Here is a 21,232-nt window from a genome sequence, read left to right on the forward strand (position 1 = left end):
CGGCGCTTTCTGCCATTTTTCCTGTGTTGGCTGCGTTTTGTGAGTCCGCGTTCGGAGGAGAACGCGGACGCTGGCGCACAGCATCGAGGACTGGGTCTCACGGGAGGATAACTCAATGGCAATGGCATCGACCGCCGGCGGAACGAGCCGCGGCATGACGCGGGAAGAGAAGAAAGTCATCTTCGCTTCCTCGCTGGGCGCGGTTTTCGAATGGTACGATTTCTATCTCTACGGCGCGCTGGCGGCCGCGATCGGCACGACATTCTTCAACTCGTTTCCCGAAAGTACCCGCTACATCTTCACGCTGCTGGTTTTCGCCGCCGGCTTCATCGTGCGTCCCTTCGGCGCGCTGGTGTTCGGCCGCATCGGCGATCTAGTCGGCCGCAAATACACGTTTCTAATGACCATCATGATCATGGGCCTTTCGACCTTTCTGGTCGGCCTGCTTCCCGGTTCCGAGACGTGGGGTATCGCGGCGCCCATCCTGCTGATCGCGCTGCGCATGCTGCAGGGCCTGGCGCTTGGTGGTGAATATGGCGGTGCCGCGACCTATGTCGCCGAACATGCGCCCGACGATCGGCGCGGTTTCTACACGTCATGGATCCAGACGACCGCGACGCTCGGCCTTTTCCTGTCGCTGATCGTCATCCTGATCGTGCAGAACTCCTTGAGCAAGGAGGCTTTCGCGGCCTGGGGCTGGCGCATTCCCTTCATCGTTTCAGCCGTATTGCTCGCGATTTCGGTCTGGATCCGTCTGTCGCTCTCGGAATCGCCGACCTTCCTGCGCATGAAGGAGGAGGGCAAGAGTTCCAAGGCGCCGCTGTCTGAAGCCTTCGGCCAGTGGAAAAATGCCAAGATCGCGATCCTCGCGCTGTTCGGCCTGACCGCCGGCCAGGCCGTCGTCTGGTACAACGGCCAGTTCTACGCGCTGTTCTTCCTGGCCAATGTGCTCAAGGTCGATGCGCAGTCGGTCAACATCATGATCGCCATTGCGCTCGCGCTCGGCACGGGCTTCTTCGTCTTTTTCGGCTGGCTGTCCGACAAGATCGGCCGCAAGCCGATCATCATGGCCGGCCTTGCGCTGGCGGTCGTCACCACCTTCCCGCTGTTCAAGGCACTGACCTGGGCCGCCAACCCGGCTCTCGCCACCGCGCAACAGAACACGCGCGCCACGGTGACCGCGGCCCCTGGAGACTGCAACTTCCAGTTCAATCCGACCGGAACACGCGTACCCGTGACGTCCTGCGATATCGCAACCGACTTCCTCTCCAAGAACTCGGTGCCTTACGATATCGTTTCGACAGCGGCGGCCGGCACGGCGGCAACCGTCAAGATCGGCAACGAGACCGTGACGTCCTATGACGCGGCGGCCGCTGGCGACAAGAAGGCTGCAAGCGACACCGCCTTCAAGAAGTCGGTCAACATGGCTCTTCAGGACGGCGGTTATCCGCTGAAGCGCGCTGCCGCCAAGGTCGCCGACCAGAAGCTCGACGCCTTCGTCGCCGCCAATCCGGAACTGAAGCTCGATACCGCGGCCATCCGTGGCGGCGAGAAGGCAACGGTTCCGGTCGAGCAGGCGATCAAGGACAAGGTGCTGACCAAGGATGAGGCGGCCGGCGCCCCTGAGGTGACCGTCTACTCCATTCCGGCAGCGGGTACGTTCGCGATGTTTGCCGATCCCGCACAAGTCAACTGGGCAAAGGTCATCGGCATCCTGTTCATCCTGGTCCTCTACGTGACCATGGTCTACGGACCGATCGCGGCGATCCTGGTCGAGATGTTTCCGACCCGCATCCGCTACAGCGGCATGTCGCTGCCCTATCACATCGGCAATGGCTGGTTCGGCGGACTGCTGCCCGCGATCGTGTTCGCGTTCAGCGCCTACAAGGGCGATATCTACTATGGCCTCTGGTACCCGGTGGTCATCGCCGCGATGACGCTGATCATCGGCATGATCTTCGTCAAGGATACGCTTGGGACCGATCTGCGGACCAAGGAGTAGTCGATCGCCGATATGAATAAAAAGCCCGGCGCGAGCGATCGCGCCGGGCTTTTTCATGCAAACTCGATGCTGAAGGGCTTCAGCTCTTCCGCTGCGAATTCTCTTCCTCGACGGCGGCTTCGTGGTACCAGCCATCGGAATCGGCGTGCTCGCCGCGAAGCGCGGCAAGCTCTGCCGCGAATTTGGCCTTGGCGCCTAAATTTAAGGCAGGCCTGCGCGCTGCCAGCGGGAACATCAGGATTGTTGCCGACGGACGGGAAGGGGCGACTTCCATGGGCGCTCTCCTTTCTTCTTCGGGAGCTTGTCGATTCAGTCTCTTCACAACATAGGTCTTGCGATTCCTTTAGGCAATATGCCTACGGAAAGATCATTATCTGCCTAATATATATGCACAATTGATGTTTGACTGATCTTGACCCATTGATGAGGCGGCTCAACAAATCCGCCCCCATCTTCCTGCCATTTTGCCGCACCGGCCGACACCGGAATGGCATACGAATTGCATTTTATCGATTGGCAGCGCCGGCTGCCGACGGCGGACCCGTGTCGACGCCGTCTGGTGTTCGGTGAACAAGCAACGAGAGGCTAGAATGACGAAATACAAGCTCGAGTATATCTGGCTCGATGGATACACCCCGGTCCCCAATCTGCGCGGCAAGACGCAGGTCAAGGAGTTCGCCGAATTCCCGACGCTCGAGGAGTTACCGCTTTGGGGCTTCGATGGCTCCTCCACGATGCAGGCCGAGGGCCACAGCTCCGACTGCGTGCTGAAGCCGGTCGCGGTTTATCCGGATCCGACCCGCACCAACGGCGTGCTGGTCATGTGCGAAGTCATGATGCCTGACGGCGTGACGCCGCACGCATCGAACAAGCGCGCCACTATTCTTGACGACGAGGGTGCCTGGTTCGGCTTCGAGCAGGAGTATTTCTTCTACAAGGACGGCCGCCCGCTCGGCTTCCCGGAGAGCGGTTATCCCGCCCCGCAGGGTCCGTACTACACCGGCGTCGGCTACAAGAACGTTGGCGATGTCGCGCGCCAGATCGTCGAGGATCATCTCGACCTCTGCCTCGCCGCCGGGATCAACCATGAAGGCATCAACGCCGAAGTGGCCAAGGGCCAGTGGGAATTCCAGATCTTTGGCAAAGGCTCCAAGAAAGCCGCCGACCAGATGTGGATTGCTCGCTACCTGCTTCTGCGTCTCACCGAAAAATACCGCATCGATATCGAGTTCCATTGCAAGCCGCTCGGCGATACCGATTGGAACGGTTCGGGCATGCATGCCAATTTCTCGACCGCCTATATGCGCGAAGTCGGCGGCAAGGCGTATTTCGAATCGCTGATGGCGCAGTTCGACAAGAACCTGATGGACCACATCGCCGTCTACGGTCCCGATAACGACAAGCGTCTGACCGGCAAGCACGAGACCGCGCCGTGGAACAAGTTCAGCTACGGCATCGCGGACCGCGGCGCTTCGATCCGCGTGCCGCACTCCTTCGTCAAGAACGACTACAAGGGCTATCTGGAAGACCGTCGTCCGAACTCGCAAGGCGACCCCTACCAGATCGCTTCGCAGATCCTGAAGACGATATCGGAAGTTTCGACAGCGGCTGTTTCGGCTGCTGCCTGACCTATATCTCGGGTGGACCGCAAGGTCCTTGCCGTACAGAAAAAAGCCTTGGCGCTCCGCGTCGGGGCTTTTTTCGTTATATTGCGAGTGGTGGCATCTCTCTCGTCCGGCGAAGCAAAAGTGGTGCGTCGGTGGCGACGATGCCGATGCAAGAGCCGGCCCTCGTCGCCGATAGGCGCCGCTCGCTGCCGGGCTGACCGATACCCTCGCGCTCACTCATGCGGACAGACTCGCTTCGGAGATGCCACTTTGACAGCGAGTGGGCGGAAAAGGCACCGAAGGTCTGTCAAAGCCGATCGAACGGCAGCGACTTGAATACACCCAAAAAAAGTCAGGCTGAAAAGGTCGAGCCAGCTTCAGCAAATGAAGGGACTTTTGGCCGGCATACCGCGGCCGTATCAATGGATTGCGTTTCTGGATATGGTGAAAAAGCCCGGAAAACTGCCTGTTTCCGGCTCATCCGTACACCAACAAACCCTTTTATAAGCCACTGTTCATACAAGGAAATCGCCGATTTCTGCGGTTCCTCCGGTGCGTTGACATATCATGTCGCGGCATGCGTATTCGTGGCCATGGGGTTACGCCAAGCAATGCTGTTCGAACGGGGCGGGGGTTTCGTGAACGACGGCATTGGCGGGGGCGCCGGACGAGCGGGCATTGCAGCCTGAGGCAGTGTGCCGCTCGCTCCTGGCGACCGATTGCGCTTTGGAGCGATCCGCCAATGGCCCGCAACAACCTGTCGCGACCCTGAATTTCGGCTTCCGCCAATGGCCGCGTGCCGGCACGGCCAAACAATCCTTGAAAAGCAACGATGTCGCCACGCTCCTCGGGAGCGTCGAGGACAGCAAAAAGCCCTTGAAGGGGGTAATCCCTCAAGGGCTCTGTGACGCTATCCCAGTGGCTCTTACACCGAATAGTACATGTCGTATTCGACCGGATGCGGGGTCATTTCGAAGCGCATCACTTCCGCCATTTTCAGTTCGATATAGCTGTCGATCTGGTCGTCGTCGAAGACGCCGCCGGCCTTCAGGAAGCCGCGATCCTTGTCGAGGCTTTGCAGAGCTTCACGCAGCGAGCCACAGACGGTCGGGATCTTCTTCAGTTCCTTCGGCGGCAGGTCGTAGAGATCCTTGTCCATCGGCTGTCCCGGATGGATCTTGTTCTTGATGCCGTCGAGGCCGGCCATCAGCAACGCGGAAAAGGCCAGGTAGGGGTTCGCGCCCGGATCGGGGAAGCGGACCTCGACGCGCTTGGCCTTCGGCGAACTGCCGAAGGGGATGCGGCAGGAGGCCGAGCGGTTACGTGCCGAATAGGCGAGCAGCACCGGCGCTTCATAGCCGGGCACCAGGCGCTTGTAGGAGTTGGTCAGCGGGTTGGTGAAGGCGTTGATAGCCTTGGCGTGCTTGATGACGCCGCCGATGAAGAACAGGCAGTTCTCCGACAGGCCGGCATATTCATTGCCGGCGAAGGTCGGCTTGCCACCCTTCCAGATCGACATGTGGACATGCATGCCCGAACCGTTGTCGCCGAAGATCGGCTTCGGCATGAAGGTGGCCGTCTTGCCATAGGCGTTGGCGACCTGGTGCACGACATATTTGTAGATCAGCATCTTGTCGGCGTTGCGGACCAGCGCGTCGAACTTGATGCCGAGCTCGTGCTGGGCGGCGGCCACCTCGTGATGGTGCTTTTCGACGCGCACGCCCATTTCAGCCAGCACGGTCAACATTTCGGAACGCATGTCCTGCGCCGAATCGATTGGCGGCACCGGGAAATAGCCGCCTTTGACGCGGGGGCGATGGCCAAGGTTGCCCGTCTCGTAGTCGGTGTCGTCATTCGACGGCAGTTCGGTCGAATCGAGCTTGAAGCCGGTGTTGTAGGGATCGGCCTTGTACTTGACGTCGTCGAACACGAAAAACTCGGCTTCCGGCCCGACATAGATGGTGTCGCCGATGCCTTCCGCCTTCATATAGGCCTCCGCCTTCTTGGCCGTGCCGCGCGGATCGCGGTTGTAGGATTCACCCGAGACCGGATCGAGGATGTCGCACAGGATGACCATCGTCGACTGCGCGAAGAACGGGTCCATGTGGACCGTGTCGGGATCGGGCATCAACACCATGTCGGACTCGTTGATTGCCTTCCAGCCGGCGATCGAGGAGCCGTCGAACATGACGCCATCGGCGAACATGTCTTCCTCGACCTCGACGACATCCATCGTGACGTGCTGCAGTTTGCCCTTCGGGTCGGTGAAGCGCAGGTCGACGAATTTCACGTCGTTGTCCTTAATCTGCTTCATGATGTCTTTGGCTGTCGTCATGTCATTTATCCCTGTGTGCTGACGTTTTTTGATGATGACGTTTCTTAGAGGATGGCCGTCAAACCGCGTCCATTCCGGTTTCACCGGTCCGGATGCGCACGACTTCCTCGATGTTGGAGACGAAGATCTTGCCGTCGCCGATGCGGCCGGTCTGGGCCGCCTTGCGGATGGCCTCGATCGCGCCTTCCACGGCATCGTCGCCGAGCACGACCTCGATCTTCACCTTGGGCAGGAAGTCGACGACATATTCGGCGCCGCGGTAGAGCTCGGTGTGGCCCTTCTGGCGGCCGAAGCCTTTGGCCTCGGTCACGGTAATGCCTTGCAGTCCGGCCTCCTGAAGCGCTTCCTTCACTTCGTCCAGCTTGAATGGCTTGATGATCGCTTCGATCTTTTTCATGTAAAAAGTGGCCTCCACTGCCAAAAAAACGGGTTGTGAGCCCCCGCTTGCGCCTCCATCAAGCACGAACTGTGCCAGATAGGGGGATTTGAAGCGGTCTCATATGATTTCGAAGCCAAGCCGCGCCGGCATGCGATTTCGCGTCATTCGCTGCACCGGAAGCGCCATGGACTGCAGAAGCCCGCGCAGTTCCTCACTTGGATCCGCACGAAAATTAGGCAGTCAGCCCATTTTTTGTGCGGTTTCGCGCCTCGAATGCTCGCCCGGCAATGTAGCGCAGCTGGCAAGACCTCCCTCTTTGTTTGCTTCGGCTCGAAAACTGGACAATGCTTGATCGAATGCGGATCGGCAATCCATGAGCGACGAACTTCTCACTTCCGCCGAGATGGGCGAGGCGGACCGGCTGACGATTGCCGCCGGTCCAACCGACGGCATTGGGTTGATGCGCAGAGCAGGCGAAGCGGTCGCGGCCGAGGTTTTCGTCCGCTATCCCCAAGCGGCCCATGTCCATGTGCTTTGCGGGCCTGGCAACAATGGCGGCGACGGCTATGTCGTCGCCCGCATCCTGGCAGGCGGCGGCGTTGCGACGACGATCTGGGCATCAGGTGCGCCGAGGGCGCAAAGCGATGCGGCGCGCGCCGCGGCGGAATGTTCGATCAAGCCTCGGCCGCTGGTCGGCTTTGAAGCCGAGCCGGGCTCGATCGTGGTCGATGCGCTTTACGGGGCAGGGCTGTCCAAGCCGCTGTCCGGCGAAGCCGCCGGGGCGGCCGATCTGGCCGCCGGACTGCATTTGCCGGTTGTCGCGGTCGACCTGCCTTCCGGCATCTCCGGTGACAGCGGCAAGGTGCTAGGCACATCGTTTTCAGCCGACCTCACCGTGACCTTCGCGCGCAAGAAGCCCGGCCATCTGCTCCTGCCGGGCCGGAAACGATGCGGCGAGATCGTGCTTGCCGATATCGGCATCGGCGATGACATCATTGCAAAGCTTGAGCCTCGGACATTCGAGAACGGACCGGCACTCTGGTTGCGCGGTTTGCCGGTGCCGGCCGTCGACGCGCACAAATACAAGCGCGGCCATGTCGGTGTCTTTTCCGGCGGGCCGAGCGCCACGGGCGCGGCACGGCTGTCGGCGCTTGCCGCCGCCCGAAGCGGGGCAGGGGCGGTGACGGTTCTGTCGCCGGGGAACGCCATGCAGGTCAACGCAGCGCACCTGACCTCGATCATGCTGCGCAGGACCGACGAGATGGCCGACATCGAGGCATTTGTCGGGGAGCGCCGGCCGTCGGCCTTTGTTCTCGGGCCCGGCTTTGGCGTCGGTGAAAAAACCCAGGCGTTCGCGCTTGCTCTGCTCGCGTCGGGCAAGCCGGCGGGCGCCTCCACCGGAATTGACGGTCTGGTCTTCGACGCCGACGCGATCACGTCGTTTCGGGAGGCGCCAGATGTCTTGTTCGAAGCCGCCCGCGGGCCGCACGCGCCCGTGCTGGTGATGACACCGCATGAAGGCGAGTTCGCCAGGCTGTTTCCCGGCCTCGCCGACGACAATGCCTCCTCGAAGCTGGACAAGGCACGCGCGGCCGCCGCGGCGGCCAATGCCGTCATCGTCTACAAGGGCGCCGATACGGTGATTGCCGCTCCGGATGGCAGGGCGGCGATCAATTCAAACGGCGCGGCTTGGCTCGCCACGGCCGGATCAGGTGACGTGTTGTCCGGTATCACGGCCGGACTGATTGCCCAGGGCATGCCGGCTTTCGACGCGGCCTGCGCGGCGGTCTGGATCCATGCCGAGGCCGGAAGTCGATTCGGGCCGGGACTGATCGCCGAAGATTTGCCGCTGGCGCTGGTGCCGGTGCTGCTCGAACTGGTTACTGCTCGCGGCAGCCGTTGATAAACGCAGTCTGTTGATTGCCGGTGATTACAGCGGAATGTTGTCGTGCTTCTTCCAGGGGTTCTGCATGTCCTTGTTGCGCAGCATGCGAAGCGCCCGGGCGATACGGCGGCGGGTCGAATGCGGCATGATCACCTCGTCGACATAGCCGCGCTCGGCGGCCACGAAAGGCGACAGGAAGCGATCCTCGTAGGTCTTTGTATGGGCTGCGATCTTTTCGGCGTCGCCGATATCCTTGCGGTAGATGATCTCGACCGCGCCTCTGGCGCCCATCACCGCGATCTGCGCCGTCGGCCAGGCATAGTTCATGTCGCCGCGCAGATGTTTTGACGCCATCACGTCATAGGCGCCGCCGTAGGCTTTTCGGGTGATGACGGTGATCTTCGGCACCGTAGCCTCGGCATAAGCGAAGAGCAGCTTGGCGCCGTGTTTGATCAATCCACCATATTCCTGCGCCGTGCCGGGCAGGAAGCCGGGAACATCGACGAAGGTAACGAGCGGGATCGAAAAACAGTCGCAGAAACGCACGAAGCGCGCCGCCTTGCGGCTGGCGTCGGAATCGAGCACGCCCGCAAGCACCATTGGCTGGTTGGCGACAAAGCCGACCGTGCGACCTTCGACCCTCCCGAAGCCGGTGACGATGTTTTTGGCAAAGCTCTGCTGGATCTCGAAAAAGTCGCCCTCGTCGGCGACCTTCAGGATCAATTCCCTGATGTCGTAGGGTTTGTTGGCGTTGTCGGGGATCAGCCGGTCGAGCGACATGTCATGGTCGGTCACCGACTGGTAGCATTCGATCTCGGGAATCTCCGATGTGTTGGAAGCCGGCAGCAGGTCGACCAGCCGGCGCATCTGCAGGAGTGCCTCGACGTCATTGTCATAGGCGCCGTCGGCGATCGAGGATTTCGTCGTGTGGACGGAAGCGCCGCCGAGGCTCTCTGCGGTCACCGTCTCGTTGGTGACGGTCTTTACCACGTCCGGCCCGGTGACGAACATGTAGGAGGTGTCGCGCACCATGAAGATGAAATCGGTCATGGCGGGCGAATAGACGTCACCGCCGGCACAAGGGCCCATGATGACGGAGATCTGCGGGATGACGCCGGAGGCGAGCACGTTGCGCTGGAAGATCTCGGCATAGCCGCCGAGTGCCGCCACGCCTTCCTGGATGCGCGCCCCGCCGGCATCGTAGAGGCCGATGATCGGCGCACGGTTGCGCAGCGCCATCTCCTGCACCTTGATGACCTTTTCGGCATGGGCTTCCGACAATGAGCCGCCGAAGACGGTAAAATCCTTGGCGAAGAGATAGACCGGACGGCCATTGACCGTGCCCCAGCCGGTGACGACGCCATCGCCGGCGATCTTGGTCTTCTCCATGCCGAAATCGGTCGAGCGGTGCTCGACATACATGTCGAACTCCTCGAACGAGGCCTCGTCGAGAAACACCTCGATGCGTTCGCGCGCGGTGAGCTTGCCCTTTTTGTGCTGCGCATCGATGCGGGCCTGGCCGCCGCCCATGCGGGCAATGTCGCGCCGCCGCTCGAGTTCCTTCAGCACGTCCTTCATCGCTCGGTCCCCAAAGTCGGAAGCTTTGTTTGTGGTAATGATGCCAGCCATGGAGCGCAAGCGTCGGCTTTTGGCTGGTTTTTGCTGCAGCGCAACATGACGCCCCTTGCATTCTGGGGCGAACTCAGCCATATGCAGCCCATAGGCGCTTGGGCCGGGAGATTCCGGCCTTCTCGACGAAATGAGACTGGTTGCGTCTGTTTTCCCTCTTTCCGGCAAGTCGGCAAAGGTGGCGAAAAAGCCCCGTGGCATGACGCCTGCGGGCACGACAGCGCAGCCGAGTGGACGTTACCGTCCGCCCGCCTTGTCGTTTCATATCAAATTTTTCGACGGCAGGTTGCGCCCTGCCGCCATCGACGTTTGCGGCCAGAGGCCGCGTGAAAGAAGATTACTTTGACCAACGAAAACACATTGCCCGGCAACGATACCGCGGAACTCTCCGGTTTCGCGGCGCTGGGAATTACGGGTGCGCTGCTCAAGGCCACCCACAATGCAGGCTTCGCGGAACCGAAGCCGATCCAGATGCAGGCGATCCCGCCGCAGCTGGAAGGCCGTGACATTTTCGGCATCGCGCAGACCGGCTCCGGCAAGACCGCTGCCTTTGCGCTGCCGATTCTGTCGAAGATCATCGCGCTCGGCACCAAGCGCCGCGCCAAGACGACCCGCGCGCTCATCCTGGCGCCGACCCGCGAACTCGCGGTGCAGATCGAGGACACCATCAAGATCCTGGCCAAGGGCGCGCACGTCTCGACGGCACTCGTGCTGGGCGGCGTCTCGCGCTTCAGCCAGGTGAAGAAGGTTGCCCCAGGCGTCGATATCCTCATCGCCACGCCCGGCCGCTTGACCGACCTGGTGCGCGAGGGCGACCTCATCCTGTCCGACACCAAATGGCTGGTGCTGGACGAGGGCGACCGCATGCTCGACATGGGCTTCATCAACGACGTCAAGCGCATCGCCAAGGCGACCGCGCCCGACCGCCAGACGGCGCTGTTCTCGGCCACCATGCCTGACGAGATCGCCGAGCTCGCCAAGGGCCTGTTGAAGAACCCGGTCCGCGTCGAGGTCTCGCCGCAAAGCACCGCGGCCGTCGAAATCGTTCAGGGCGTCGTCTTTGCCCGCACCAAGCAGAAGCGCCAGGTGCTGTCGACGATGCTCGCCGACGCGGCGATGAAGTCCGTCATCATCTTTTCGCGCACCAAGCATGGTGCCGACCGGGTGACCAAGGACCTTGAGCGCGACGGTTTCAAGGCCGCCGTCATTCATGGCAACAAGTCGCAGAATGCCCGTCAGAAGGCGCTGAACGATTTCCGTGATGGATCGGTGCGCATTCTGGTCGCGACCGACATCGCCGCACGCGGTATCGACGTCCCCGGCATCAGCCATGTCGTGAACTTCGACCTGCCGGACGAAGCCGAAAGCTATGTTCACCGCATCGGCCGCACCGGCCGCAACGGCAAGGATGGCATCGCGATAACGCTTTGCGATCCTTCGGAAAACAGCAAGCTTCGTCAGGTCGAGCGCATCATCCGCACCAAGCTGCCAATCGTTGCCGACCATCTCGGCAGTCCCGATCCGGCGCGCAATCCGGCTGAAAAGAATGAGCGCTTCGAACCCGCCAACGACCGCAACGACCGCAATGGCCGTCGCGACGGCAGGCGGCCGGGCGGCGAGAAGAAGCAGAACAACGGCTTCGGCAAGAAGCGCTTCGGCGACAAGCCAGCCTTTGCCGGTGAGCGCAAGCCCGAAGGTGCGAAGCCTTTCAAGGGCAACAACAAGCGCCGCTTCGGCGGCAAGCGTCCGGCGGCGCGGGCTGCCTGACCATTATGGCAGTCGGCCAATCCCTGGCGGTTGGCTGGTTGCCTGAGCAATAGAGAAAGGGCGGCTGAGGCATTGCTTCAGCCGCCCGTTTTATTTCAGAACCTCACTTCGCCACGGCTTCGGCCCAGACGGCAATCCGTTGCGCCAGGAAGGCCGTGGTCGATGGCGACAGCGCGTCGCCGGCAAGGACATGATTGTCGGGATCGCCAGTGCTTTCGATGGGTACCAGCTCATGCGCACCACCCCAGCGCGCGGCGATTTCGCGGGTGCGGTCGGGTCGCACCACTCTGTCCAAATCCGAGAAAATGAATAAAGCCGGGATGGTCGCCTTCTCCACCGGCGCGCCATAGGCAAGCTCGGTCAGGGCCTGCATCGGCATCGTCGCGGCGATCGGATATCTGGTGGTCCAGAATTTCTCATGCAGCGCATTGCGCGGCGCGAAGCTGCGTTCCTTGCCGGCGACGAATTCGGCGATCTGCTTGCCCCAGGGCATGGTCAGAATCTCGGCGCCGGATGCTTTTACGCCGAAATTGGGCGAGATGAATGCAATGGCCGCCACACCCTCGGATGCTCCGGACTGCGTTGCCGCCCAGGCCGCCAGTGAGCCGCCGGTCGACGTCGAGATGACGATCACCTTGTCACCGATTGCCCGGCCGATGGCGAGCGCCTCCTCATAGTCGTTGATCCAGGCATTGACGCTGCCTTGCCTCATGGCTTCGCCGTCCTGTCCGTGACCGGTGAGGCGGGTGTAGAACAGGTTGGCGTCGAGCTGGTCGGCCACATCGTCGGGCAAGGGGCGGAGTTCGCCCTTCGATGCTGAAAAGCCGTGGATGTAGACGATCGACAGCGGTGTCTTGGCGTGCACCATCGGGTTGGCCCAGACGATTTCCTTCTCCAGCCCGTCGCGGATGCCCGGTATGGCGGCTTCCGCCTTGGCCACATAGGCCTGCGGGTCGTCGCCGATGGCGGAAGGATCGAAACGGATCGTGGTGTCGACGGGAACGCGTGGGCCCAATACGAAGGCCAGTGCAAGGATGGCGGCAAGGCCCAGCACAGCAAGCACGATCCGTCGCCCCATCGCAGACTCCACACAACAACATTCAAACTATGGTGGTCGCCGTGAACAGGCAACGGCCGCTCGGGCGGCCAAGCCACCAATCCTGTGGGGATCTACTCGTTGGGCGTTTTGCGATCGTAATGCAGTGGCCGTGCCTTCCAGCTGGTCGTCAGGCTGATTACCCATCGGGATACAGGCCTTGGCAGCAGGCCAAGAAATTTCAGCGGCCAGCTCGTCCGGTACGGGAAGGTCACTTCGAAGCCGCCGGATTTGATGCCTCGCACCATGCGGCGGGTCGCGCGGCCGACCGGCATCAGACCCGGCATCGGCAGCATGTTCTTTTCGGTCAATGGCGTGTCGACAAACCCGGGGTTAATCACCTGAACGCGGATGTTCATCTTGTCGAAATCATATTTCAGCGACTCGGCCAGGATGTTGATGGCCGCCTTGGTGCCGCCATAGGCGGCCGTTGTTGGCCAGCCGAAATAGGCGGTCACCGAGCCGACCAGAACGACATGGCCGCGTGCACGCACCCGCATGTGCTCGACGAGAGGCACCAGCCCATTGATGATGCCGAAATAGTTGACCTCGAAGGTGCGGCGGAAGTCGCTGACGACGAGTGACTCTCCGGGTGTCGAGATGTAATTTCCGGCATTGAAGATGGCGAGCACGATCGGCCCGAGGTCCTTCTCGATCGCCGCCACGGTTCTTGCCATGCGCGGCTCGTCGGTGACGTCGCAGGGAAAAGCCACGACCTTGCCCGGCATCTGCGCTGTCTCGACGATGAGCGTGTCGATCGGATCGTCGTCCAGCGCGGTCACCGCCACCGCATAGCCCTGTGACGCCAGATCCCTGGCCAGCGAACGGCCAATGCCGCTGCTGCCGCCCGTGACCCAGGCGACGCCGTGTTTCGGATCGGCCCGATAGAGTGTCATGCTGCGCCCTGTCGACTTGTTGGTGCTTTGCTCTAACGGCGAAGAAATCGAATGAAAAGAGTGCTTTTCCACCACAGGTGCAAATGAACTGTGTGATATCGAGCCAGGTCGCGACAAGGTCGGCACTCGCAAGGCCGGAAATGCGACTGGACCAGACGAATTCTTGCCTTGAAACCGCAGCGTTGGGTTTCTAGGGTTTCGGCGCACGTACACAAGGAATCCTGAATGCCCCGTTCTGTGATCGACGCGATCGGCAACACGCCTCTGATCCGCCTCAACAAAGCTTCCGAAGCAACCGGCTGCGAGATCCTGGGCAAGGCCGAGTTCATGAATCCGGGACAGTCGGTCAAGGATCGCGCCGGACTGTTCATCATCCGCGACGCCGAACAACGCGGCCTGCTGAAGCCGGGCGGTGTCATCGTCGAGGGCACGGCCGGCAACACCGGCATCGGGCTGACGCTCGTCGCCAAGGCGCTCGGATACCGCACCGTCATCGTCATCCCGGATACGCAAAGCCAGGAAAAGAAGGACGTGATCCGGCTGCTCGGCGCCGAGCTGATCGAAGTGCCGGCCGTGCCCTACAAGAACCCCAACAATTACGTGAAGCTATCGGGGCGGCTGGCCGAGCAGATGGCCGGATCCGAGGCGAATGGCGCCATCTGGGCCAATCAGTTCGACAATGTCGCCAACCGCGATGGCCATATCCGCACCACGGCGCAGGAAATCTGGACCCAGACCGGCGGCAAGGTCGACGGCTTTGTTTCGGCGGTGGGTTCGGGCGGAACGCTGGCCGGTGTCGCGTTCGGGTTGAAAGCCAAGAGCAAGGACGTGAAAATCGCGCTGGCTGATCCGCTGGGAGCCGCGCTCTACAGCTTCTACACCAGCGGTGAACTGAAATCCGATGGCAACTCGATCACCGAAGGTATCGGCCAGGGCCGCATCACCGCCAATCTCGACGGGTTCACGCCGGAGTTCTCCTACCAGATCCCGGACGAGGAAGCGCTGCCGATCATCTTCGATCTCATCCAGGAAGAGGGGCTCTGCGTCGGCGGCTCGACTGGCATCAACATTGCCGGCGCGATGCGGCTGGCCAGGGAATTGGGCCCGGGCCACACCATCGTGACCATCCTTTGCGACTACGGCACGCGCTACCAGTCTAAATTGTTCAATCCGGAATTCCTGCGGGAGAAAAACCTGCCTGTGCCAAGCTGGATGGAGCTCAAAAGCAAGATCTCGGTGCCGTTCGAAAAGGTCGCGTGATGGCGCACAGGACCGAAGCGCTGTTTCGCGACGACGCCTATCTCAAGACGGCTGACGCAACGGTCGTCGCCATCAACGAGCGCGGCGGCATCATCCTCGACCGGACAATCTTTTATGCCACTTCTGGTGGCCAGCCGGGCGACACCGGCCATCTCGAACGCACTGACGGCAGCCGCATCGCAATTGCCGCCACGATCACCGGCGAGACCAAGGACGAGATCATCCATGTGCCGGCGGCGGAGCAGGCGATGCCGGTGGTCGGCGAAACGGTGAAGCTCACCATCGACTGGGAGCGCCGGCACCTGCTGATGCGCATGCACGCGGCTTGCCACCTGCTTACCGTCGTCTGTCCGTTCCCGATCACCGGTGCGTCGGTCTCCGAGGACGACAGCCGCGTCGATTTCGACATTCCGGACGCCAGCTTCACCAGGGAAGAGGCGACTGCCGGCATGATGGACCTGGTGCGGGCGGATCATCCCATCTTCACCAGGCTGATCAGCGACGAGGAATTGGCCGCCAATCCTGGCCTGGTCAAATCCAAGAATGTTCGACCGCCGGTCGGCACGGGCAAGATCCGCCTGGTCTGCATCGGCGAGAATGGCGCGGTAGACAGCCAGCCCTGCGGCGGCACGCATGTGAAGAGCACTGGCGAAATCGGCGAAATTCACATCGGCAAGATCGAGAAGAAGGGCCGGGAGAACAGGCGCTTTCGCATTCGCTTCGGTCCGATGCCGGCGAACTGAACAGACACACACCGTCAGAAGGCGGCAGGAGGAAAAATGGCCGAAGACAGTCCTTTCACGGTCGATGCGGACTGGTTGCAGCAGCGCCTAAGCCAGCCGGGGCTGACGATCATTGACGCCTCCTGGTACCTGCCTGCGCAAAAGCGCGATGCGCGCGCCGAATATGATGCGGCCCATATCCCGGGCGCCCGGTTCCTGGATCAGGATGCCGTTTCGGATTCCGACGCCGCTCTGCCGCATACGCTCGCATCGCCGCGGCATTTCGCCCAATATGTCGGCGCGATGGGCGTTTCGGCCGATGACACCATCGTCGTCTATGATGGGCCGGGCTTTTTCTCGGCGCCCCGGGCATGGTGGATGTTCCGCGTCATGGGCGTCTTCCAGACCTATGTTCTGGACGGCGGTTTCGACGGCTGGAAGGCGGCCGGCCGCCCGGTCACGGCCGAGCCGACCAAGATCGCGCCGAGCGTGTTCCATGCCGATTTCGATGCCGCGCGCGTCGTCGGCCTGGCCGACATGCGCCGGATCGTCGATACCGGTGAAAGTCAGATTGCCGACGCGCGTGGGGCAGGGCGCTTTACCGGTGCCGAGCCCGAGCCCCGCGCAGGCATCCGCTCCGGCCACATGCCAGGCGCCCGCAACATTCCCTATTCGGCGCTTTCCGAAAACGGCAGGCTGCTGCCGAAGGACCGTTTGCGCAAGGTGATAGAGGACGCCGGTATAGATCTGTCCAGACCCGTGGTCACATCCTGCGGCTCCGGTGTCACAGCCGCGGTGGTCACGCTGGCGCTGGAGACGCTTGGCCACACTGAAAACAGGCTTTATGACGGTTCATGGACCGAATGGGGCGGGCTCTCCGATACCCCTGTCGTGACCGGCCCAGCGACGACCGGCCCAGCGGCGGCCGGCAAGGAATGACGACGATGGAAAATGGCGTGCTGCAGGACATTGAAGTCACAGTGACTTTTCTGGAGATGCATGCCCCGCCGGCCGTCTCGCCGCCGGTGCCCTACAATCGCCAGGTCGCACTGCTGAAGACCAGGGACATTCCCCTGCATTTCTACCGCTACCTGATGGACCGGGTGGGGCGCAAATGGCACTGGGTGAATGTTCTGAGGCTGAACGACGATGAACTGTCCGCCGGAATCCACCGCGAGGATCGCGACATCAGGGTGCTCTATCTCGACGGTTCGCCGGCGGGCTTCTTTGATCTCAAGCCGCATCTGCCCGAGGAAGTCGAACTCGCCTATTTCGGCATGATGGAACACGCCACCGGGCAAGGCATCGGCCGCTGGTTCCTTGGCTCGGCGATCGCCGCGGCATGGTCGCATGGGCCGAAACGGGTGACGGTGCAGACCTGTACGCTCGACCACCCCGCAGCCCTGCCGCTCTATCAGAAGCTCGGTTTCAAGCCGGTGGCGCAGAAGAAGGAAGTCGTGCACCCGCTGCCATTCGCCGAGCGTTCGGCCAGCGTCATGCGGCCGTAACTCCAGCCGCAAACCTGAACCTTCCGTTCATCGGCGCTTCAGCCTGGCTTTGGCATCTTGCCCGCATTGTCAAATGCGGCCGAGGCCGAAGGAGAAAAGACATGCTGACCCGACGCACTCTCGCCGCCGCGCTGATCGCGGCCATTGCCATGCCGAGCCTTGCCGCCGCCCAGGCGACGACGCCCTCGGCCGCGACGATCGAGCGGAAGCTCGAGGCGGCCCCTCGGGTCAAGCTGCGGCCGAACGAGCGCGTCACCATCCGCGAATTCAAGCGCCGGCCGGATCTGCGCCGCATGGCGCGCTCGATCGATATCCAGTCGATCAATTTCGCCTTTGGCTCAGCTGCCATTTCCACCTCGCAGTATGACAAGATCGAGAACATCGCCGATGCGCTGCGGCGCATCCTGCGCCGCGATCCAGGTGCGCGTGTGCTCATCGAGGGGCATACCGATGCGGTCGGTTCCTTCCAGTCGAACCAGGTCCTGTCGGAACAGCGCGCTGCCTCGCTGAAGCGTACGCTGGTGCGCGAATTCGGCGTGCCCGGCCATGCATTGGAAACCGTCGGCTATGGCGAGGAGTTCCTGCTCGTGCCGACGCAGAACGAAAACTGGCAGAATCGCAGGGTGACGCTGCGCCGCTTCGACGATTTCATCAGATGATTTTCGAAGTTATTAGCCGACTTCGTTCATCTGCTCGATGATCCCGGCGGTCCGTGCCGGTGCTGGACGGGGACCGATACGCGACACCGGATCGGTCACCGGACGGTTGGCGGGAATCGGGTGGGAAGCGCTGCCGCGAGCGCATAATTTCCGGTCGACAGCACCGGAGATCTTGCCATGACCATTCAGTTCACAGCTCTGCCGACCGACGATGTAAGAGCCCTGCAGCGCGGCGGCCCCGATGCCTATGGCCACACGCCCGAGCGGAAAATCTCCGACGGTGACGGCGTGCCATGCCGTCATTGTCTGAGCAATATCGCTGCCGGCGATGTCTATCTCATCCTCGCCTATCGGCCATTTCCGAACCTTCAGCCCTATGCCGAAACAGGACCGATCTTCCTGCACGCCAAGGAATGCCAGCGTGCCGTCGGCACAAGGGAGCCACCGGAGATCCTCGAGAGTCCGGAATATATCGTGCGCGGCTATGGCAGCGATGACCGCATCGTCTATGGCAGCGGTGGCGTCATCCCGACCGAGGCAATCGCCGCGCGAGCCGAGACCTTGTTCAAGCGCGAAGACATTGCCTATGTGCATGTCCGCTCGGCGCGCAACAATTGCTACCAATGCCGGATCGAGCGCGTCTGACGAAGCTGTCGTACTCCCGTCGCATTGTTTCTGTAGAAAGCCAGTATCGATTGATTGGTCGACCGCGGATGAACCGGCGGCAAATCTCGATATCGAGGAAGCGGGGCTTTGGCTCCGCTTTTTTGTTGCCAGCGTTCAGCCCCAAGTCTTCTTCGCGCAAGAAAAAAAACCCGCCAGCATGGCCGACGGGTTTCGATTGTTTGCCTGGAGGGCTTAGTTGAACTTGTACTTCGCGCCGATACGCACCGTCTGGAACGACGGGGTGTCCTCGAGGAAGCCGCCCGAGCCGAAATCTTCCTTCTCATATTGCGAATATCGGTATTCGAGGCCGACGGTCATGTTGTTGGAAACGGCTGTTTCCAGACCGCCGCCTATCGAGAAGCCGCTGGAACCCCAGTCGTAGATATCGCCGCTCGGGCCTCCGGGTACAGAGGCATGCAGATTGAAGTGCTGCCAACTGTAGCCGCCGATCACATAGGCGAGAGTTGCGTCGTTGACCTTGGCTCCAACCCGAGCGAGCGCATCGAAGCCGTAGTCGGCGTCACCTTTGACCGTTGTGCCAAAAATGTCGAGCTTGGATCTGATGCCCGAGTAACGGCCGTCAAACTGGACACCTGCCACCCAGCTACCGAAATCGTGATCATAACCAACGCTAGCCTCGCCAAACACACCTTCGCCGCCGATGCCGTTCAACTCGAGGGCACCAAGGAGCGTCAGATCATGCACCATCGTGCCCGCTCCGAGTGCGCCGCCGACATAGAAGCCTGTCCAGTTGTAGGTTGGGCCTTCAAACGAGGCGCCGCCACCGTTCTGGGCACCGAAACGATAGTTGGCGGCGATGTGGAAGGTGTGCGTCGAAGGCTGCACGTTCAAGGACGCGCCTCCGAAATCGAGAACCGACTTGTCGCCGTAATCAGCGTAGCGATATTCGGTTTTCAAGGTCCAGTTGCCACGCAGCACGGTTTCCATGCCGACGCCGAGTACATAACCGCTACGGTTTTGCGTGAAATCAATGTCGGCAAAGCCCGATCCATCAAGCTTGAAATGCTGCCAGCTATACCCGCCGAGCACGTAGCCGAGCGTGCTGGGATTTAAAAGATAGCCAGCGCGCAGGCCAACGTCAAAACCATATGAATTCGTGAGATCGATGTCGGCGCCCGGAGCGCTGATTGACGGACCGATATTGCCGATATTTGCGTCGATGAAGCCGCCGAGCAGGAAGCGTTCGTTGACCATATAGTCATAGCCGGCGGTCAGTTCGCCGAAGACGCCGTTACCACCGATGCCGTTGAAATCGACAATTGGAGCCACGCTGAACTTGTGCACGCTGGCGCCGAATCCGCCGCCGATGCCAACATAAACGCCGCTCCAGTTGAAACCGGAGGTCTCGACCGGCTGCACGACATCAGCCGCGTGCGCGGCCGACATAATTGCCACCGCCGACACTGCACCAAGAAGAATAGATTTCGCTGAAACGCGAATAAACATAGCCGTACCCCTAATCAATAAGCCCAAGGTGTTCCTAGCAGGGAGTCGGCCAAGACAGGTATGACAAAAATGCAACAATGGGAGGCAAAGTGCCCTTACGGCACACGCTTCGAGGCGGCCTCAAGAAAGCGGATCGGCGCGTCATTACCAAAGCAAAAAAGCCCGCCGGAGCGAACCGGCGGGCAAGAGTGTAGGTTGACTTTTTCTGGGTGTATCAGGCCGCGAGCACTGCTTTCGGCTCGACCAGTTCGTAGCCGAGCGCCTCGGCGACCGCGCGGTTGGTGATCTTGCCCTTGTGGACATTGAGGCCGTTGCGCAAGTGGTGGTCGTCGACCAGAGCCTTCAGACCCTTGTCGGCGAGTTGCAGGCCATAATGCAGCGTCGCGTTGTTCAGCGCATGCGCCGAGGTGACCGGCACGGCACCCGGCATGTTGGCGACGCAATAGTGGATGACGCCGTCAACCTCGTAGGTCGGCTCGGCGTGGGTGGTGGCATGAGAGGTTTCGAAGCAGCCGCCCTGGTCGATGGCGACGTCGACCAGCACCGAGCCCTTCTTCATGCCCGACAGCATTTCGCGGCTGACCAGCTTCGGCGCGGCTGCGCCCGGGATCAGCACGGCGCCGACGACGATGTCGGCCGAGAAGCATTCTTCCTCGAGCGCCTCGACGGTGGAGTAACGGGTGTGGACCCGACCGGCGAAAAGATCGTCGAGCTGGCGCAGGCGTGGGATGGAACGGTCGATGATGGTGACGTCGGCGCCGAGGCCGGCCGCCATGCGGGCCGCGTGCAGGCCGACGACCCCGCCGCCGAGCACGGTGACCTTGCCCGGCAGCACGCCCGGCACGCCGCCGAGCAGCACGCCGCGGCCGCCATTGGCCTTCTGCAGCGCCGTGGCGCCGGCCTGGATCGACAGGCGACCGGCGACTTCCGACATCGGCGCCAAGAGCGGCAGGCCGCCACGATCGTCGGTCACGGTTTCATAGGCGATCGCCGTGACTCCCGAAGCGAGCAGCCCCTTGGTCTGCTCCGGATCCGGAGCCAGGTGAAGATAGGTGTAGAGGATCTGGCCTTCGCGCAACTGCACCCACTCATTGGGCTGCGGCTCCTTGACCTTGACGATCATGTCCGATTTGGCGAACACGTCGGCGGCCGTCTTGGCGATGATCGCGCCGGCGGCGCGATAGGCGTTGTCATCGGCACCGATGCCGGCGCCCGCGCCGGCCTCGACCAGAACCTCATGGCCGTGGGCGACATATTCGCGGACCGAGCCTGGCGTGAGGCCGACACGGTATTCGTGGTTCTTGATTTCCTTGGGGCAGCCGACGCGCATTGTCTTCTCCTGATCCGGGCCCTT

19 protein-coding genes are annotated in these 21,232 nt (G+C 61.7%); 11 read left to right on the forward strand and 8 right to left on the reverse strand.

Going from position 1 to position 21,232, the window contains the following annotated elements; all coding sequences use genetic code 11:
- Window positions 1-115: 115 nt before the first annotated feature.
- Window positions 116-2,002, forward strand: coding sequence for an MFS transporter (locus LB564_RS01830; protein ID WP_224534563.1), 1,887 nt, complete (start codon window positions 116-118; stop codon window positions 2,000-2,002).
- Window positions 2,003-2,081: 79 nt separating this feature from the next.
- On the opposite strand, the gene LB564_RS01835 is transcribed toward LB564_RS01830, so the two are convergent.
- Entirely contained in the window at window positions 2,082-2,276 is a 195-nt protein-coding gene (locus LB564_RS01835) for a DUF2735 domain-containing protein (protein WP_224534564.1), read from the reverse strand.
- A 316-nt stretch (window positions 2,277-2,592) separates the two neighbouring features.
- On the opposite strand from LB564_RS01835, the gene LB564_RS01840 reads away from it, so the two are divergent.
- A complete protein-coding gene (locus LB564_RS01840) occupies window positions 2,593-3,630 on the forward strand; it encodes a glutamine synthetase beta-grasp domain-containing protein (RefSeq protein WP_224534565.1) in 1,038 nt (345 codons plus the stop codon).
- Between the two features lie 311 nt (window positions 3,631-3,941).
- The gene (locus LB564_RS01845; RefSeq protein ID WP_224534566.1) at window positions 3,942-4,298 is read left to right on the forward strand and encodes a hypothetical protein; all 357 of its coding nucleotides are present in this window, start codon (window positions 3,942-3,944) and stop codon (window positions 4,296-4,298) included.
- Between the two features lie 236 nt (window positions 4,299-4,534).
- Here LB564_RS01845 and glnA read toward each other — a convergent pair whose 3' ends face one another.
- Window positions 4,535-5,944: a type I glutamate--ammonia ligase gene (glnA, locus tag LB564_RS01850; RefSeq protein WP_140701085.1), complete on the reverse strand. Its 1,410-nt coding sequence runs from the start codon at window positions 5,942-5,944 to the stop codon at window positions 4,535-4,537.
- A 58-nt stretch (window positions 5,945-6,002) separates the two neighbouring features.
- On the reverse strand, window positions 6,003-6,341 hold the full coding sequence (locus LB564_RS01855) for a P-II family nitrogen regulator (protein ID WP_006205430.1): 339 nt from the start codon (window positions 6,339-6,341) through the stop codon (window positions 6,003-6,005).
- A gap of 355 nt (window positions 6,342-6,696) precedes the next feature.
- On the opposite strand from LB564_RS01855, the gene LB564_RS01860 reads away from it, so the two are divergent.
- On the forward strand, window positions 6,697-8,226 hold the full coding sequence (locus LB564_RS01860) for an NAD(P)H-hydrate dehydratase (RefSeq protein ID WP_224534567.1): 1,530 nt from the start codon (window positions 6,697-6,699) through the stop codon (window positions 8,224-8,226).
- Between the two features lie 27 nt (window positions 8,227-8,253).
- Here LB564_RS01860 and LB564_RS01865 read toward each other — a convergent pair whose 3' ends face one another.
- The gene (locus LB564_RS01865; RefSeq protein ID WP_224534568.1) at window positions 8,254-9,786 is read right to left on the reverse strand and encodes an acyl-CoA carboxylase subunit beta; all 1,533 of its coding nucleotides are present in this window, start codon (window positions 9,784-9,786) and stop codon (window positions 8,254-8,256) included.
- A 393-nt stretch (window positions 9,787-10,179) separates the two neighbouring features.
- On the opposite strand from LB564_RS01865, the gene LB564_RS01870 reads away from it, so the two are divergent.
- Window positions 10,180-11,604: a DEAD/DEAH box helicase gene (locus tag LB564_RS01870; protein WP_224534569.1), complete on the forward strand. Its 1,425-nt coding sequence runs from the start codon at window positions 10,180-10,182 to the stop codon at window positions 11,602-11,604.
- Between the two features lie 103 nt (window positions 11,605-11,707).
- Here LB564_RS01870 and LB564_RS01875 read toward each other — a convergent pair whose 3' ends face one another.
- Window positions 11,708-12,682, reverse strand: a complete 975-nt coding sequence (locus tag LB564_RS01875; RefSeq protein WP_224534571.1) for an alpha/beta hydrolase — start codon at window positions 12,680-12,682, stop codon at window positions 11,708-11,710.
- Between the two features lie 92 nt (window positions 12,683-12,774).
- Complete coding sequence (locus tag LB564_RS01880; RefSeq protein WP_224534573.1) at window positions 12,775-13,596, reverse strand: SDR family oxidoreductase; 822 nt, start codon at window positions 13,594-13,596, stop codon at window positions 12,775-12,777.
- A 225-nt stretch (window positions 13,597-13,821) separates the two neighbouring features.
- Between LB564_RS01880 and LB564_RS01885 the strand changes: the two genes are divergently transcribed.
- The 6 genes from LB564_RS01885 (at window position 13,822) to LB564_RS01910 (ending at window position 18,390) form a co-directional block, all read left to right on the forward strand.
- The gene (locus LB564_RS01885) at window positions 13,822-14,856 is read left to right on the forward strand and encodes a cysteine synthase A (protein WP_140701097.1); all 1,035 of its coding nucleotides are present in this window, start codon (window positions 13,822-13,824) and stop codon (window positions 14,854-14,856) included.
- A complete protein-coding gene (locus tag LB564_RS01890) occupies window positions 14,856-15,599 on the forward strand; it encodes an alanyl-tRNA editing protein (protein WP_224534575.1) in 744 nt (247 codons plus the stop codon). Before LB564_RS01885 ends, LB564_RS01890 begins: the two co-directional genes overlap by 1 nt.
- Window positions 15,600-15,635: 36 nt before the next feature.
- Window positions 15,636-16,517 (forward strand): 3-mercaptopyruvate sulfurtransferase, encoded by an 882-nt coding sequence (sseA, locus tag LB564_RS01895; protein WP_224534577.1) that lies wholly within the window; start codon window positions 15,636-15,638, stop codon window positions 16,515-16,517.
- Between the two features lie 5 nt (window positions 16,518-16,522).
- Complete coding sequence (locus LB564_RS01900) at window positions 16,523-17,086, forward strand: GNAT family N-acetyltransferase (protein WP_140702158.1); 564 nt, start codon at window positions 16,523-16,525, stop codon at window positions 17,084-17,086.
- A gap of 101 nt (window positions 17,087-17,187) precedes the next feature.
- Window positions 17,188-17,745, forward strand: coding sequence for an OmpA family protein (locus tag LB564_RS01905; RefSeq protein ID WP_140701103.1), 558 nt, complete (start codon window positions 17,188-17,190; stop codon window positions 17,743-17,745).
- Window positions 17,746-17,922: 177 nt separating this feature from the next.
- Entirely contained in the window at window positions 17,923-18,390 is a 468-nt protein-coding gene (locus LB564_RS01910) for a DUF1203 domain-containing protein (RefSeq protein ID WP_224534579.1), read from the forward strand.
- Between the two features lie 213 nt (window positions 18,391-18,603).
- Here LB564_RS01910 and LB564_RS01915 read toward each other — a convergent pair whose 3' ends face one another.
- On the reverse strand, window positions 18,604-19,878 hold the full coding sequence (locus LB564_RS01915; protein WP_224534580.1) for an outer membrane protein: 1,275 nt from the start codon (window positions 19,876-19,878) through the stop codon (window positions 18,604-18,606).
- 214 nt (window positions 19,879-20,092) lie between these two features.
- Complete coding sequence (ald, locus tag LB564_RS01920; protein WP_140701109.1) at window positions 20,093-21,208, reverse strand: alanine dehydrogenase; 1,116 nt, start codon at window positions 21,206-21,208, stop codon at window positions 20,093-20,095.
- Window positions 21,209-21,232 lie beyond the last annotated feature (24 nt).

The sequence above is a fragment of the Mesorhizobium sp. ES1-6 genome (assembly GCF_020164775.1).
Lineage (GTDB): Bacteria > Pseudomonadota > Alphaproteobacteria > Rhizobiales > Rhizobiaceae > Mesorhizobium.